This window comes from Metapseudomonas phytobenefica (genome assembly GCF_043392685.1).
In the GTDB taxonomy this organism is placed as follows: Bacteria; Pseudomonadota; Gammaproteobacteria; order Pseudomonadales; family Pseudomonadaceae; genus Metapseudomonas.
In genome coordinates, this window is the sequence record NZ_JBHZGM010000019.1 from 55,394 (window position 1) to 68,096 (window position 12,703).

The 12,703-nt window shown below is 62.4% G+C and carries 14 protein-coding genes; 2 read left to right on the forward strand and 12 right to left on the reverse strand.

Going from position 1 to position 12,703, the window contains the following annotated elements; all coding sequences use genetic code 11:
- Window position 1: 1 nt before the first annotated feature.
- The 9 genes from ACFW0B_RS16000 to ACFW0B_RS16040 all read right to left on the reverse strand — a co-directional run bounded on the left by ACFW0B_RS16000 (window position 2) and on the right by ACFW0B_RS16040 (window position 10,478).
- Window positions 2–1,246: a DUF2793 domain-containing protein gene (locus ACFW0B_RS16000; RefSeq protein ID WP_449149772.1), complete on the reverse strand. Its 1,245-nt coding sequence runs from the start codon at window positions 1,244–1,246 to the stop codon at window positions 2–4.
- Window positions 1,246–4,332, reverse strand: coding sequence for a phage tail protein (locus tag ACFW0B_RS16005; RefSeq protein ID WP_449149774.1), 3,087 nt, complete (start codon window positions 4,330–4,332; stop codon window positions 1,246–1,248). Before ACFW0B_RS16005 ends, ACFW0B_RS16000 begins: the two co-directional genes overlap by 1 nt.
- Window positions 4,329–4,742, reverse strand: a complete 414-nt coding sequence (locus ACFW0B_RS16010; protein ID WP_449149776.1) for an NlpC/P60 family protein — start codon at window positions 4,740–4,742, stop codon at window positions 4,329–4,331. The genes ACFW0B_RS16005 and ACFW0B_RS16010 overlap by 4 nt, the downstream gene beginning before the upstream one ends.
- Window positions 4,739–5,641, reverse strand: coding sequence for a DUF2163 domain-containing protein (locus ACFW0B_RS16015; RefSeq protein WP_449149778.1), 903 nt, complete (start codon window positions 5,639–5,641; stop codon window positions 4,739–4,741). The genes ACFW0B_RS16010 and ACFW0B_RS16015 overlap by 4 nt, the downstream gene beginning before the upstream one ends.
- Window positions 5,642–5,697: 56 nt before the next feature.
- Complete coding sequence (locus ACFW0B_RS16020; protein WP_449149780.1) at window positions 5,698–6,582, reverse strand: DUF2460 domain-containing protein; 885 nt, start codon at window positions 6,580–6,582, stop codon at window positions 5,698–5,700.
- Window positions 6,582–8,900 carry a phage tail tape measure protein gene (locus ACFW0B_RS16025; protein ID WP_449149782.1) on the reverse strand — a complete coding sequence of 773 codons (2,319 nt, stop codon included), beginning with the start codon at window positions 8,898–8,900 and terminating at the stop codon, window positions 6,582–6,584. The genes ACFW0B_RS16020 and ACFW0B_RS16025 overlap by 1 nt, the downstream gene beginning before the upstream one ends.
- A 56-nt stretch (window positions 8,901–8,956) precedes the next feature.
- Window positions 8,957–9,256, reverse strand: coding sequence for a hypothetical protein (locus ACFW0B_RS16030; RefSeq protein ID WP_449149784.1), 300 nt, complete (start codon window positions 9,254–9,256; stop codon window positions 8,957–8,959).
- Between the two features lie 62 nt (window positions 9,257–9,318).
- Window positions 9,319–10,239, reverse strand: coding sequence for a BRO-N domain-containing protein (locus tag ACFW0B_RS16035; RefSeq protein WP_449149786.1), 921 nt, complete (start codon window positions 10,237–10,239; stop codon window positions 9,319–9,321).
- A gap of 71 nt (window positions 10,240–10,310) precedes the next feature.
- On the reverse strand, window positions 10,311–10,478 hold the full coding sequence (locus tag ACFW0B_RS16040) for an Arc family DNA-binding protein (RefSeq protein WP_449149788.1): 168 nt from the start codon (window positions 10,476–10,478) through the stop codon (window positions 10,311–10,313).
- 143 nt (window positions 10,479–10,621) lie between these two features.
- Between ACFW0B_RS16040 and ACFW0B_RS16045 the strand changes: the two genes are divergently transcribed.
- Both ACFW0B_RS16045 and ACFW0B_RS16050 read left to right on the forward strand, forming a co-directional pair.
- Window positions 10,622–10,888, forward strand: coding sequence for an Arc family DNA-binding protein (locus ACFW0B_RS16045; RefSeq protein WP_449149790.1), 267 nt, complete (start codon window positions 10,622–10,624; stop codon window positions 10,886–10,888).
- 21 nt (window positions 10,889–10,909) lie between these two features.
- The gene (locus tag ACFW0B_RS16050; RefSeq protein ID WP_449149792.1) at window positions 10,910–11,536 is read left to right on the forward strand and encodes an HIRAN domain-containing protein; all 627 of its coding nucleotides are present in this window, start codon (window positions 10,910–10,912) and stop codon (window positions 11,534–11,536) included.
- On the opposite strand, the gene ACFW0B_RS16055 is transcribed toward ACFW0B_RS16050, so the two are convergent.
- Genes ACFW0B_RS16055 through ACFW0B_RS16065 form a run of 3 tightly spaced genes read right to left on the reverse strand, consistent with a single transcriptional unit; the run spans window position 11,533 to window position 12,695 of the window.
- Complete coding sequence (locus tag ACFW0B_RS16055; protein ID WP_449149794.1) at window positions 11,533–11,793, reverse strand: phage tail assembly protein T; 261 nt, start codon at window positions 11,791–11,793, stop codon at window positions 11,533–11,535. The two genes, ACFW0B_RS16050 and ACFW0B_RS16055, sit on opposite strands and share 4 nt — an antisense overlap.
- Before the next feature lie 20 nt (window positions 11,794–11,813).
- Window positions 11,814–12,173 (reverse strand): phage tail assembly chaperone family protein, TAC, encoded by a 360-nt coding sequence (locus ACFW0B_RS16060; RefSeq protein ID WP_449149796.1) that lies wholly within the window; start codon window positions 12,171–12,173, stop codon window positions 11,814–11,816.
- Between the two features lie 3 nt (window positions 12,174–12,176).
- Complete coding sequence (locus ACFW0B_RS16065) at window positions 12,177–12,695, reverse strand: phage tail tube protein (protein ID WP_449149798.1); 519 nt, start codon at window positions 12,693–12,695, stop codon at window positions 12,177–12,179.
- Window positions 12,696–12,703: the final 8 nt, after the last annotated feature.

Genomic DNA, 12,703 nt, shown 5'->3' on the forward strand with positions numbered 1-12,703 from the left:
GTTATTTCAATCGTTGGATAGCGAAAACCGTACGCTCGAAGGAATTGCTGGTCAGGTCCAGCGCGCCACCTGAATCCTGAAACACCATCAGATTGATCTCAGTGCCCGCTGTCAGCTTCACGTCAGTCCCGCCATTCGGGGTAGTTACTCCGCCGCCAGGCACAGCCGGCATGTCGCACCGCGCATAGATCACGGTGCCGGCGCTGTTTTGTACCCGCGCCACACGCCTACCCGTGGCGTTACTAGCGAAGGTAGAGAAGAAACTCACGCGGTACAGCCCCGTGATCGGGATGGTGATATTTGTGGTACTGGACGCCAGATCAACGTAGCCGCCGTCGTCATAGTCCTCGACATCAAAGGTCACCCTGGTCAGAGTGCTGCTCGGTATCGACTTGTTCGCCGAGATCGACACTCGCGCGCCACTGAATGGTTTGCCTGCCTGGCATAGTACAAACCAAGCAGAACCGTCGCAGTAGATCACAGCGGTTTCGTTGGCCATCAGTGCATAGTTGGGCGTGCCGTTGATCAGTTCGCTACCGCTGGGATCGAGAGTGACCACCTTCGTAAGCCCCGGCGCCATGCGGAAGCCGATGAACTTGCCGGCGTTGCCCGACACTGCGGGCAGCCCCACCGTGTAGTCAGCGGTCGTGCCGGAGCAGACGTGCATCTTGCCGAACGCGGTGGAAGTCAGCGTGACCGCGCCAGTGATGGACACCTCTGAACTGAGCAGTGGCGAGAGCATGTCGCCGGCCGTACCACCACTGCCGGAGGGCGCCTGCCATGCTGGCACGCCGCTCACCATGGTGAGTACGTACGTGTCGGTACCCGGCCCCAAGCGCTGCGGGGTCCCCGACGCTCCTCCAATGATGATGTCGCCGCTGGTGGTCATGGGATTGCTCATGCCGCCACCCGAGAACACCGCCCAGGCAGAACCGGTGTACTTGTAGTAGACGTCCTCATTATTGACATGCACCAGCATTCCCTCGCGCGGCACTATGTACTGCCACGCCCCCGTGCCAGTCAGCCAGTAGGCAAGCTGGTTTTCCTTGCCAGCCCAGTCGCCGGCGGCCGTGGCGGTGATGATGTAGAGCGCTTCATCGGCAGGCGAGCCTGGAGGGGTGTTGGTCCGGCCCACGACCGCGGCCTGCACCAGCTGGTTCAACTGGGCAAAAGACGTGTTGCCGAGGGTCTGGTTGGCCGCGCTGTTCTGGAACAGTTCGAGCTGAAGTTTTGACGTTTGCGGCATTAGAGGGTGACCTCCAGTGGGTATCCACGTCCGACGACGCTGGATAGCTGGTAAATACGGAAGGTGATCGATGACTGGGCCGAGCCGAAGTCGGTGACTTGGTTTGCGGCCGAGTAGCTGAAGCTGGGCGTACTGCTGGTGATGGTCCGCTTCACGGTCGAACCGGACATAACATCGACCTCGTAGGCCTGGGTGGTCTCACCCAGCGGCGCCTCGACGCCATTGGTCCACCAGCTGCTACTAAGCCGGCTGCGCCGGGTGAAGGCGCCGCTGAAGTTCCCTGACCCGTCGCGGCTGCCCCTGGCGTATACCGGACTCAAGCACTCCAGGTTCACGCCCTGATAGGTGAAAGGCACATCCGAGGCGCTGTCGATGCTCGCGCCCGAGGTGACGCCCCGGTAAGTGGCCGGCACGCCGATCGAGCCGACCGCCATGTCGACGAACACGTTATCCGGATCATCCAGCAACACGAACCAGTCGCCGGCTTGGTGCAGGCCCGTGGCCCATTCGGTGCCGCGGTCACCGCGCACGAAGTGGCTGAGCAGGTAGGAACCGTCGGCCTGCAGCGTGGCATTCTGGAAGCGCACGATCTCCCAGCGACCATCGACCCCGTAGGCTGCATAGTTTTGCCCGGCCAGCATCTGGTCGCGGGTGATGCTCTCGAGCGTCCCGGAGAGCAGGTCCACCGCCAGGGAGCGCTGCTCGATAAGCGTGCAGGTACTAACCGGCAGGGTGCCGCGCGCCGGGCCGAAGGTCGCCTTGCCGTCAAAACCCTGTAACTCTTGCCAGGTCTGGCCGTTGTCGATCGAGCGGAACGCCACGGCACCCGGCCAGCCATCGGTAGGGCCAGTAGCCACCAGAGCCATCCCCGGAGCGTTCTGCAGGGTCTCGTCGACCACCGGGATATCCAGCGCCAGCAGAATAGTCATGCCGGGCAGCGGGATGTTTCCGTTCGGCGGTACCCCTTCACCACCTTTGGCGTTGCTGGTGTAGAGCGCGGCACGGTTGGGCTTGGCCTTGCATTCCAAACGGCCATTCGGCGCGTAGTTGATTTCGGTGAGGCGTAGCTCGAAGGTCGCCCACGGCGCCACGATGGTGACGACATCCGCCGGCTCCAGCGCCAGGTAGATAGGCGGCAGGCTGAAGGCATATTCACTGCGCTCCAACCAGGCGAGGTTATGCAAAACATCCGCCACCCCGGCCGCCTCATCAGCGGTGAGCACAATGGGCAGCTCACGGTCGACACGGTTGATCGCCGGGGTGTTGTCGCGGGAAACCGACTGCTCGGCGATGGCATATTCACGGGCTGCATCGAGATATTTGATGCTGGTGCGCGCCGGTAGCTGGGAATCCATCTCGCGAGATTCCTGCAGCAGGTCGCCCGGGGTGTCGCCCTCGGAGGCGCCCAGGTCCTGCCAGGGGATGGTCATCACCGAGGTCTGGCCGCGCGGCACGCATTTCAGCTGGTAGCCGGACTGAATCACGTCGAAGGGGGAGGCGCCCTGCAGCGGCTCCAGCGCGCTGCGGATGCTGCCACCGGAGACGCGGTAACCCCGGACGATGTCGGTGAGCAGGGTGGTGTCGATGTCGGCGGGCGTCAGTAGGCTGGACAACGCCACTTCGCTCTCGATGACGTCAGCAAGGAAGGTGGACTGCGGATCGCGCCGGCCAAACAGGTTCACCATGAACGTTGAGCCGCTTTTCAGCAGCGAGAACTGGCCATTGATCACCCCTGGCGCGCCGGCTTCGCTGTCCAGGCCGGGCCAGTTGAGGCCGGTGTACTCCCGGACCAGTGCTCCAGTGGTTCGCTCGAAGCAGCGAATGGTGCCGGGGACGGTCGAGAGCACAGTGCAGTTCTGCCCGTACCAGATGAAGTGTTCGTCCACCGTCAGGTACACGCCCTTGACCAGGCCGAACACATCCAGCGGGAAGGCATCCAGCACCGCCAGCGAGGTGCGATCACGCAGCGACAACACGAAGCTGCTGTCCAGGGTGTAGAGCACCCCGCCAAACTGGGCCACGGCGATGATCGAGGCGTCCGCCAGGTCCAGGTAGGGGCCCACCGAGAGCACCTTGAGGCCGGCGCCACGCTTGAAGTAGAGCGCCCAGGAGCCGTCGATGTGCAGTTCCCAGAGGCCCCAGTTCGGCGCCGGATTGACGTCCGGGTAGGTCACGCGGTCGGTGACGATAGCGCCGCCGATGCCGAAGGCGTACTGCGCCGCACCCACCACGCGGGCCGCACCGTTCGAGCGGGCGGCGGGGAACGTCTCGATCCGCTGGGGGACTCCGTCGGAACCGACGCGGTAGCAGTCATAGAAAGTGCTCAGGTAGGCGAACACGCCCGAACCCAGATCATTGGGATAAGCGACACATTGCCAGCCCTGCCCGACCGGACCGTCCATCTCCATCACCGTCGACGGCGCCACATCGGTCTCGAACTGGATGACCTCGACCTTGAACTGCGCGCCCTGCAGGGTGTTGCCGTAGTCCGCCAGCTGGAAATCGTAGAAGGCGATGTAGGCCTCGCCGCGGTAGGCCGAGGCATTGCCGACGCCGACATCCGCCTCGTAGCGCGGATCGGGCAACTGGTCGTCGGTGCCGCGGTAGAGCCGGAAGCCGGTGGCGTTCTGGTTGCTGGCGATGATGGTTTCCAGGTCATCGCTGCCGGCGTTGTAGATGAGCTTGTCGGAGCACCAGATACGGCGCACCCCGGCAATCGGGCCGAGGCCCAGCGAGAGGATAAAGGTCGCCGAGTAGTAGGCCACCGGTGCAGCCTTGGCGCTACCACCCTTGCCGCCGCCCTTCTTCTTGCGGATGGTGACCTTGAGTTTGCCGTTTTCGATCCAGGTGACGTTGCCATGCACGGCGATGGTGCCGTAGAAGCGCGGCAGCATGTCGCCGTACTTGGCGGTCTGGAAGTTCTTGTCGTTGATCTGCGGGCCGGGCTGGCTTGGGCCTTTGACAGGATCCAGCATGCCGCCGGCGGACATGCCGATGCCGAACCCGATAGCAGCGCCGGCTGGGCCGCCGACGAAGAAACCAATCACCCCACCAACAACGCCGCCGGCAACTGCTCCTGCGCTCATTGGATTCCCTCAAACCGAAATGCGTGGGTGATGCGCGCCCGCCAAACGTCGGCAAGGCGGTGCTCGACGACCGCCCCGCTGTGTTCGTAGGCGTGGATGATTCCGAGGTCCGTGACGATGGCGACGTGCTGCGGCGCCTGACTGAACCGCATCAGCAGCACGTCGCTGGGGCGCAGATCGGACTTCGGGATCTCGCGGAGAAATGGCTGCCGGCGAATGGCCTGCTCGAGCTGGCCGTTCCAGGGATCGCGGCCATAGCCCTGCACGTCCTCGACCGGCAGGCCCACAGCCTGGCAGGTGCAGACCAGCAGGCCGGCGCAATCCAGGCCGCGACCGGGCACACGCGCCTGGTGCCTGAATGGGGTCTTCAGCATGCTGCGCGCCGCGGCGATGATCTCTTCCGGGCTCATGACTGCCTCCCGATCTCGTTGTACTGGGTCGGGGCCGGAATATGCGGATGGCCGCGCAGATTCAGCGCGTTGCTCCACTTGCCAACACAGTCCTCAGTCAGGCGCTTCCTGCAACCCGGGAGCATTTCGTACTGATCACCGACCTGCGGCAGGTAGAACCAGGCCTCCTGGGTGAAGATGACGCCGCCAGACTGGCTGTAGGCCTTGATTTCCAGCGGCTTAAGCCCGGCATTGGCGCCAGTAATGAAGCGGATGGCACCGGCGCCGAAGTAGTCGTCGACCTCGGTGCGGGCGCTGTCGGCGATGTAGTACTGGTCGGTGACCGAGGTGACCGTGCCCGTCACCAGCAGCGTGTCGTAATCCGGACCGTCCGGCGCGGAGCGCGGGCCGGTGCAACTGCTGCGGCTCCAGGGCAGCTTCGTCGGCTCACCGAGGAAGCGGTCGAGGAACACGTTCTGGCAGGTCGGTGAGTAGCTGTACCCGACCGACTGGGATAGCGCATCGACCAGCCCCATGAACTCGATCTTGTAGCGCTCATCGACCAGATCGGCCTTGCCGAAGATGAAGGCCGCGCACGGCTCTTCGTCCTCGATCGGTGCGAACCAGGAGGTGGCGAAGACGTAGGCCTTGGCGTTGTCCCAGACGCCGGACGCCACCTGCTCCCGGGAGAGCATGCCGATCGCCGAGCTGACGAAGCCGGTGAAGTCCTGCGAGGTTGCGGAGAATCCGGCCGTGGTGGAAAGCCCGCTGAACTCGTAGCCCGTTCCCGTGAGATAGACCTCGCTGTTGCTCATCGACAGATTGGTCGGATGGGCGGCAAAGCGCAGAACGGTGCCATTGAGGGCGACCAGGCGAACGCAGTGAACCCGAGTTCGCCAGTCAGCGACATGTGCTTTCATGGGGCTCCAGAAACAAGAAAGCCCGCACGTGGCGGGCTTGATCAACAGGGAATCAGTCAGTCAAGGGGGTTCAGAATCTCGACCAGGCGCAGGCCGGACACATCAAACACGCCACGCCCAAGGGCCTGGGTGCTGAACGAGGAATCGAACGCGACGGGAGTGTCGAATTCACAACCCCCCGTGATGATGTCCAGGCCGGTATCCAGCGGGTGGGTCTGCACGGTTCCGCCGCTGGCGTAGGTGCTGAAGGCCGTGGTGTTGATATCGACCTGGATGTGCGTGCTGTCCGGCTTCGCAACGATTGCCCCGCGAAGGCCATTGATCTGCGTCATCCCCAACACATCCTTGAACGCCACAGACTCCCCTACCAGGAAGCTGTTGGTGCCGACATCGACCACCGCCTGAGCGGCCTTGGTGATGCCGGCGATGGTGTCGGTCTTGTTCGCCGGCAGGGTGACGCGACCGGTGGTGGTGTCCACTGTCCAGCCGGTGATCACGCTGCCGCGCAGGGCGATGGCCACCTGGCCCGCCACCGGCTTGTAGATGATCCGTTTCGGACGGCCAATGCTGGCCAGTCCAGGCTTGTCGCGACCGTACTCCTTCAGCAGCTGGTAGACCCCAGCACTGACCTTCTCCAGTACGCAGTCGGTGGCGCTGTACGCCGACACGCCATCCAGCGCGGTGGTGAAGTCGATCCAGCACTTGACCCTGAACCCCGCGTATCCGCCGTAGGTCCGGTGGAACAGGCTCTGCAACTCCAGAGCCAGCTCGTCCTGATCCTTCACGTAGTCGATGTTGAACACCCGGTAGGGCTTGCCGTTTCGCAGCCACGGGTAGCGCGAGCCGTCCGCCGTGATGGGCGCCTCGACGAAATAGCTGTCTTCCGCCTCTGCGCCCAGCCGAATGCAGGGGTCAAGGTTCTCTTCGATGAACTCGCCCATCAGGTATATCTCCCAGATCCCGCAACGCCTAGGGCAATACCACGCCGCACGGCGGCGGCCGCTTCTCGGGCTTCGCGCGCATTGGTCACCCCGGGCAAGCTGATGTTGTAGGTATTCCCCCCGCCGGTGCGCCCACCGGCCATGCCGGCCTGCACGCGGTCGAGGGTGGCGTCGAGCTTGGCGCTGGTTTCCGCCGTGGTGACCCGTTCGCCCTTCTTCAGGTTCCAGGTGCCATCCTCGGGGATGGACATGATGCCGTCGTGGGCCTGACCTTCGATGCCAATCGACGCGATGTTGCCGACCAGGCTGGCGGTCGCCGCCGCCACCGAGGCCATGGCGGCCAGGTTGAGCGGGAACGGGTTGGCCGCCGCCAGGGCGATACCTTCCTGAATGGCGATGGCCGCGCGGGCGATGGCGATGCCCTTCTCCACGGCGAATAGCGCCTTGTAGATGCCGGACGATTCGCCGGCATACACCCTGGCCATCTCGGCGAGGCTGCCGAAGGTGCTTTCTGCTGCAGACAGTTGGACGAGTTGCCGGTTCTTCTCGATGTTCGCCAAGGCTTCTTCGTGCTGGCGCTTGATGTCCAGTTCCTTGGCGTCCCACTCAGCACTGAGGTCAGCACGATCCTCGCGGTGCTGAGCGAGCATCTCCAGTTGCGTGGCGTACCAATCCTCGAGCTCTCCTTGCGCATCGTCGATCTTCATCAATTCGCCGGCAGGACCACCGATCGCTGCATCGATGCCGCCGAAATCCGGCGCATTCGTAAAAGCCGCGTCGATGGCTCGCTCAGTCTGCTTCCGCCGTTCGCCTTCCGGGATATCGGGCATCGCCTCGATGATCCGAAGGCGCTCCTTCAACTGATCGGTGAGTTGCTCCTCTTCGGTGCGCAGCTCGCTGACAACGCCCTTGTAGTCCTCCTGCGCCTTCTTCTGCTTCTCGAAGGCATCCACCGCATCCAGCGCAGCGGCAGCTTGGTCCAGCTGCGATTGGGTGGCGCCGTCCAGCGCCAGCTTGAACAGCGTTTCTTCCTTGGTTGTCAGGCCCAGGGTGGCCGCCTGCAATTGCAGGGCTTCGACCTGGGACTGAATGGCATCCGTGGCCTTCTGGGTCTTCTCGGTGTTCTGGTCAATGACGATACCGGCGGACTGCCCGCGCGCCCTGGATTGCTCCAACAGGTCGGCGATCAGCTTGATGCGCTTGGCGTATTCGGTCTCGGCGCCCTCGCCCGAGCCAGCGCTCCAGATTCCGTCGAGGACCTTGGCATAGCCTTCGACGCTTTGCCCGACATCCTCAAAGCCAACTGCCAAGGCGTTTTTGAAGGCGTCGAAGTTCTTCGCCACCTTGGCGCCGATGACTGGCGCGGCGAGTGGCCCCAACAGCAGATCGCTGGCCTCGACGCCGGCCGCACCGAAACCGGCAGCCAGCGCAGCGATACTTTTCCCGACCGCCTGAAACGCCGCATAGGCGCCAAACGCCGTTGCGGCCAGGCCTTTTAGAATGCCGCCGAAGGTCTGCCCCGCCTCCTTGGCGATGTCAGTGCCTTCTGCGACGACAAACAGCTCCCCGGAAAGATCGGCCAGCACGGGCAACATCCCCGCCGCGATCTGGTTGCGCAGACCGGTCAAGGCCTGATCGGTCAGGATCGACACGGCCTGCAATTCAGTCGCCGCACGGATGGTGTCGTTATCGAGGATGGCGCCGGCCTGGGCCGCCGACTCGCCGAGCAGGCGAAAGCCCTCGGCATTGTTCTTCAGCAGCGGAAGAAGCGCCGTGGCGTCACTGGCAATGGCCTCCAAGTAGAAGGTCATATCCGCCTGGCTGGCGCCGGCCTTCTCCAGGCTGGAGACGTAGAGCCCCAATGCCTCGGGCCCGGACAGCTTACGGAACTGGTCGGCGGTGACGCCTACTTTAGGCGCGACGTTCTCGAAGAAGTCTGCCAGCGCTCCGCCGCCGGTCTGCAGGAAGTCGCCGACCTTGTCGTTGACGTCCTTGAAAATGTCGGCGAGTTTGTCCTGCTCGATGCCAACCGCTTGGGCGCCCGCGGCGTACCGCTGAAACTCTTCCGTGGAGGCGTTCGCGACCTGCGACAGCCGGGTGATCTCGTTGGCCGTGCGAACCGTATTGACCGTGAGCGCAGCCAGCCCGGCAGCAGTCGCCACGGCAATCCCGGCGATGGCCTTACCGGCGACCTCGGCCGACTTCTTGATGTCGGCCATGCGCTTCTGTGACTCGCGCGCGGCCTTGTCCAGCGGGCCAGTAAATCCGCCTATCTTGGCGACCAAGTCCAGCGTCAAAGTGCCGAGGGTGTTTGCCATACTTTACTCCGGGCAACAAAAAACCCGCCTAGGCGGGTTTCATTCAACTAGCAGCGCTATTGCGCCTTCGCACAGATCAGGTAGGCCTGGTTTCCAAACTCCACAACCTCTCGATCCTGAGACGGAGGTGAATACCTGCGCTCTACTTCATAGGCGTTTATCACCAGCTGCCTAGTCAGTAAATCAAACCCATTCTTTTGCTTTTCAGCTGCCCCCAACATCACATCAATTGGGACGCCACTCTGGCGAGCCTTCATGACTTCCCTGGCGACCTGGGCTGTTTTGTTGCAAAGATCATCAGCATTGGCGCCGGTCGAAACTACAAGAATCGACAAGGCTGCCCATAATGCACGCATCGGTATCCCTCCCAATCATAGAAAGGGAGGAATGTAGTGCATGGAAGATGGGTTGGGCTAGCTCAGGCGGCAATCCCCCGAGTCCGGCACTCTGCCGGGCGAAGGCCGCCATTGCGCTGTTTGAAGTAGTCGACCAGGCCGGAGACGCGACCCTCCAGGCGCTGCGCCGTGTGCCTCACCTCGCGAATGTGCTCGAAGGTGGAACTGTAGAGTTCTGGGTTCAGCGCCTTAACGCCCTCGGCGATACCCTGGTTCCAGCGCAACATCACCCAGTCCAGATGGTGAAGCAGGTGGCTGACGTCCTGGGCGCTGTACCAGTCGATGGTGAAATCGGCGCAATCGCCGCCAGCCTTCTTCTCTTCCTTAGGCAGCCACTCCCCTTCCAGAGCGTAGGCGGCAATGAAATTGCGGGCCGCGTCGATCTGATTGGCAGGGATATCAGCAGCAGAACGAACACCGAAAGCAGCATGCGTCTGCGACCATATCTTCGCCGTAGCTCGACGCTGTACCGGAACTGGCAGCGAGGACACCTTGCCTTTGATCAGGGCGCCCAGCATGTGGAAGCCATCGGTTCCGATGGTTTGGCCAACGAGCGTGCCCATGCGGTCGTCCGAATCCTCGTAGCGGCCGTGCTTGCGGATCGCTGGCAGCACTTCGGCGGTCACCCATTTCTTGAAGCGCTTGGCTTCGGCCTTGCGGCTACGAAGGATCGCCGAGTACAGGCCAGACTCATTGATGACCAGCATTTCCTGGGCGCCGCCAGGAGTGCTCATCCGGTGAATACCCTTTTCATCGTCATCCAGGTTCCGCGCCAGGTCGCCAGCAGTGCGGTATTCCAGGGCAGCGGAAATGTCGGCAGCAACGAACCAGGGTTGGTCACCAATCAGGATCGTGCGAACCTCCCTCGCCTCGAACCGAAACGGGATGACTTGGGCTGTCCGAGCGTGGACATTGCGATCTGCCGCTTTTGCGGTACTATTCATCTCGTGAACTCCTTCCAAAGTTTTCACACCCTCGAAGCCCTGAGTGTTCGCGCACTCGGGGCTTTGTCTTTTCAGGCCGCCGCCTGCTCCTTCTGTTGCCGGCATTCCAATGCCTCCTCGACCAACAGCTCCAACTCAGTGTTCAAGCTCCGGCGGTTGCGGTCGGCTTCTGCCTTGGCCTTCGCCTTTACTTCAGGACTGATACGGAAAGCGAACGGGGAAATTCTGCGTTTATTCATCGCCTCACCTATGCATCACCGTGGTAGGTAGCGCAAATGTAGAACCGTGATGCATTGATGTCAATATCACCGTGATGCATTCTTTCCAAGCAATGGGTACGCAGATTCTGCGCACCCTTCAAGGACGCGTGCTTGAGAGCCCAATGAGTCGGACAGACCCGCAATTCAACCTCCGCATACCCGAAGAGCTTCGCGAACGGGTGATGAGTGCCGCCAAAGCCAACAAGCGATCAGCGACTGCAGAGATCATTGCCCGCCTGGAAGATAGCTTCCTTCGCGAGGAAACCCCTCGGATCGACCTGGAGGACAAGAGCGGCGAGATCCACAGCCTGTCCGAGAAAGAGATCGAGGCCGCCCTTCTGCAGTTGAACCAGTTCGTCTCCAGCGCACTAAAAAAGCGGAAGAAGTAACCAGCCAGCCAAGGACCGGCCATGAGCGCGATCGCTTTCCTCACCTTCTGCACCATCATCATCGGCTCGCTGATCGGCCTTTTCTTCTGGCTGACCGAGGGCGGCGGCAGTCTCGAAAAGCTGCGATCCCGCATTGCTCCCGCGATCCTGGCCATTAGATCAGTCACTAGATTTTTCGCGACCTCCTATCGAGAGGCAGCAGAACAGCGCAAGGCGGCACAGCAACGCCGCCAACCAGCGCCAAAACCAAAATTCAACGCCGCTAGCTCTTCATCCCGACTTCCGGAACTCGATGGCCGTCTGCGCGGCCCTGGCAACTTCGATTTCCATATCGTCGGCGAGTCCCACTATCAGGGAGCCTTACGCAGGATCGCGAAGACTGAAGGCCGCGGCGATGACGGCGACGGACTCCTCGCCTACGTGGTGACAGAGCCGGATAACCCCCATGACCCCAATGCCTGCGCCGTATACATCGGAGATCAGAAGGTCGGCTATCTGTCGCGCGACGATGCCGAGAACTACGTCAGCCAGATGAAGCGGCACGGCATCGCGGGCATTTCCTGCTTCGAGACCAAGGCGAAGCTCATCGGCGGTTATGGCGAAAAGAAACACTTTGGCGTGATGCTCGACCTCCCGGTCGATGACTAGTGCCATGTCTCCATAGCCCGCTCCAGCGTCAAAACAGGCTCATCCGCATGCGGCATGAAGTCGTCCAGTTTGAACCCGCCGCGCTTGCTGTGCGCGTTGGCGTAGAGGGTGGCGAGCAGGGCAGAACCCCGCTCCACCCGCATGCCGAGGTGCAAACTGCCGCGCTTGGCCCGGTACTTCTGCCAGCTCAGGAACTCCGGGTAGCTCAGCCGCTGCTGTGCTTCGGCGATGGTGTTGCCACCGATTCCGCACAGCACCAGCTCATGCCAGAACTCGTCTAGCTCGCTGAGGGCTCGGTCTTTCCCAGGCTGTTCACTTCGGCGATGACGGCGAGCAGGGCCATGGTCAGGTTGCCGTCCAGGGCGCCACGCTCGGGGTCGGCCTCGCCGGTGATATCGCCCGGGGTGAACACGGGCTTACCGTGCTCGTCGCAGATGCTCGCGGCGATCCGCCCGGCCACCCCGTCGACCTTGCCGCTCAGGGCCTGCAGGTCGGAGACGGCCGCCTTGTAGGACAACGGCCGAACGTACACGGTAGCCGTGAGTTCCCGGTCGCCCTGCTTCCAGGTGATCTCGCGTTCTACCGGGGCGCCGGTGAAGGCGCCCATCTCCTTGAGGGAATCAATGCTCAGCTGCATGGCTTATACCTTCCGAATCCAGGCCGAACCGCCCGAGCGTTGAATGGTTGCCTGGGTGGAAACGACAGTGTTGCCGGCGAAGTCGAAGGGAAAGTCTGAGACGTATCCGCGGAAGACGAACCATGTGCGGCTCGTGGGCAGATCAAAATCCCACTCTCCGCTGCTGTCCTCAATGGCGGTCGGGACGATGTCCTTACCATCCGACCAGCCCACTACAAAAGCGAGGTCCTGGTCGATCTTTTCGTCAGACTCGGAAAGCTGCCACAGGCGGTAGTGCGAGTCGTTGTTCGGGTCAGCATTCAGCGTTAGGGTCGCCTGACCTGGCGTGCGCAGGCCGCGCAGGTACTTCCGCACAGTGTCGCTGAGGCAGGTCACTTCGATCTGGTCGGCTGGGTTGCCGCCAGGGTTGAACGCGGTGGCGCATTCGATCTCCATGACCTCGAAATCGCCGGTTGGCACACCGCTCGAATCCAATTGCGGAACCAGCGCGTATACCTGGGTTCCTTGGGTAAGTATCGACATTTCGATCT

What these genes read in the sequence shown, in the direction of transcription:
- ACFW0B_RS16065 (WP_449149798.1), bottom strand. Translation starts at nt 12,695, where the DNA reads ATGTCGATACTTACCCAAGGAACCCAGGTATACGCGCTGGTTCCGCAA.
- ACFW0B_RS16025 (WP_449149782.1), bottom strand. Translation starts at nt 8,900, where the DNA reads ATGGCAAACACCCTCGGCACTTTGACGCTGGACTTGGTCGCCAAGATA.
- ACFW0B_RS16035 (WP_449149786.1), bottom strand. Translation starts at nt 10,239, where the DNA reads ATGAATAGTACCGCAAAAGCGGCAGATCGCAATGTCCACGCTCGGACA.
- ACFW0B_RS16030 (WP_449149784.1), bottom strand. Translation starts at nt 9,256, where the DNA reads ATGCGTGCATTATGGGCAGCCTTGTCGATTCTTGTAGTTTCGACCGGC.
- ACFW0B_RS16005 (WP_449149774.1), bottom strand. Translation starts at nt 4,332, where the DNA reads ATGAGCGCAGGAGCAGTTGCCGGCGGCGTTGTTGGTGGGGTGATTGGT.
- ACFW0B_RS16040 (WP_449149788.1), bottom strand. Translation starts at nt 10,478, where the DNA reads ATGAATAAACGCAGAATTTCCCCGTTCGCTTTCCGTATCAGTCCTGAA.
- ACFW0B_RS16020 (WP_449149780.1), bottom strand. Translation starts at nt 6,582, where the DNA reads ATGGGCGAGTTCATCGAAGAGAACCTTGACCCCTGCATTCGGCTGGGC.
- ACFW0B_RS16015 (WP_449149778.1), bottom strand. Translation starts at nt 5,641, where the DNA reads ATGAAAGCACATGTCGCTGACTGGCGAACTCGGGTTCACTGCGTTCGC.
- ACFW0B_RS16045 (WP_449149790.1), top strand. Translation starts at nt 10,622, where the DNA reads ATGAGTCGGACAGACCCGCAATTCAACCTCCGCATACCCGAAGAGCTT.
- ACFW0B_RS16010 (WP_449149776.1), bottom strand. Translation starts at nt 4,742, where the DNA reads ATGAGCCCGGAAGAGATCATCGCCGCGGCGCGCAGCATGCTGAAGACC.
- ACFW0B_RS16050 (WP_449149792.1), top strand. Translation starts at nt 10,910, where the DNA reads ATGAGCGCGATCGCTTTCCTCACCTTCTGCACCATCATCATCGGCTCG.
- ACFW0B_RS16000 (WP_449149772.1), bottom strand. Translation starts at nt 1,246, where the DNA reads ATGCCGCAAACGTCAAAACTTCAGCTCGAACTGTTCCAGAACAGCGCG.
- ACFW0B_RS16060 (WP_449149796.1), bottom strand. Translation starts at nt 12,173, where the DNA reads ATGCAGCTGAGCATTGATTCCCTCAAGGAGATGGGCGCCTTCACCGGC.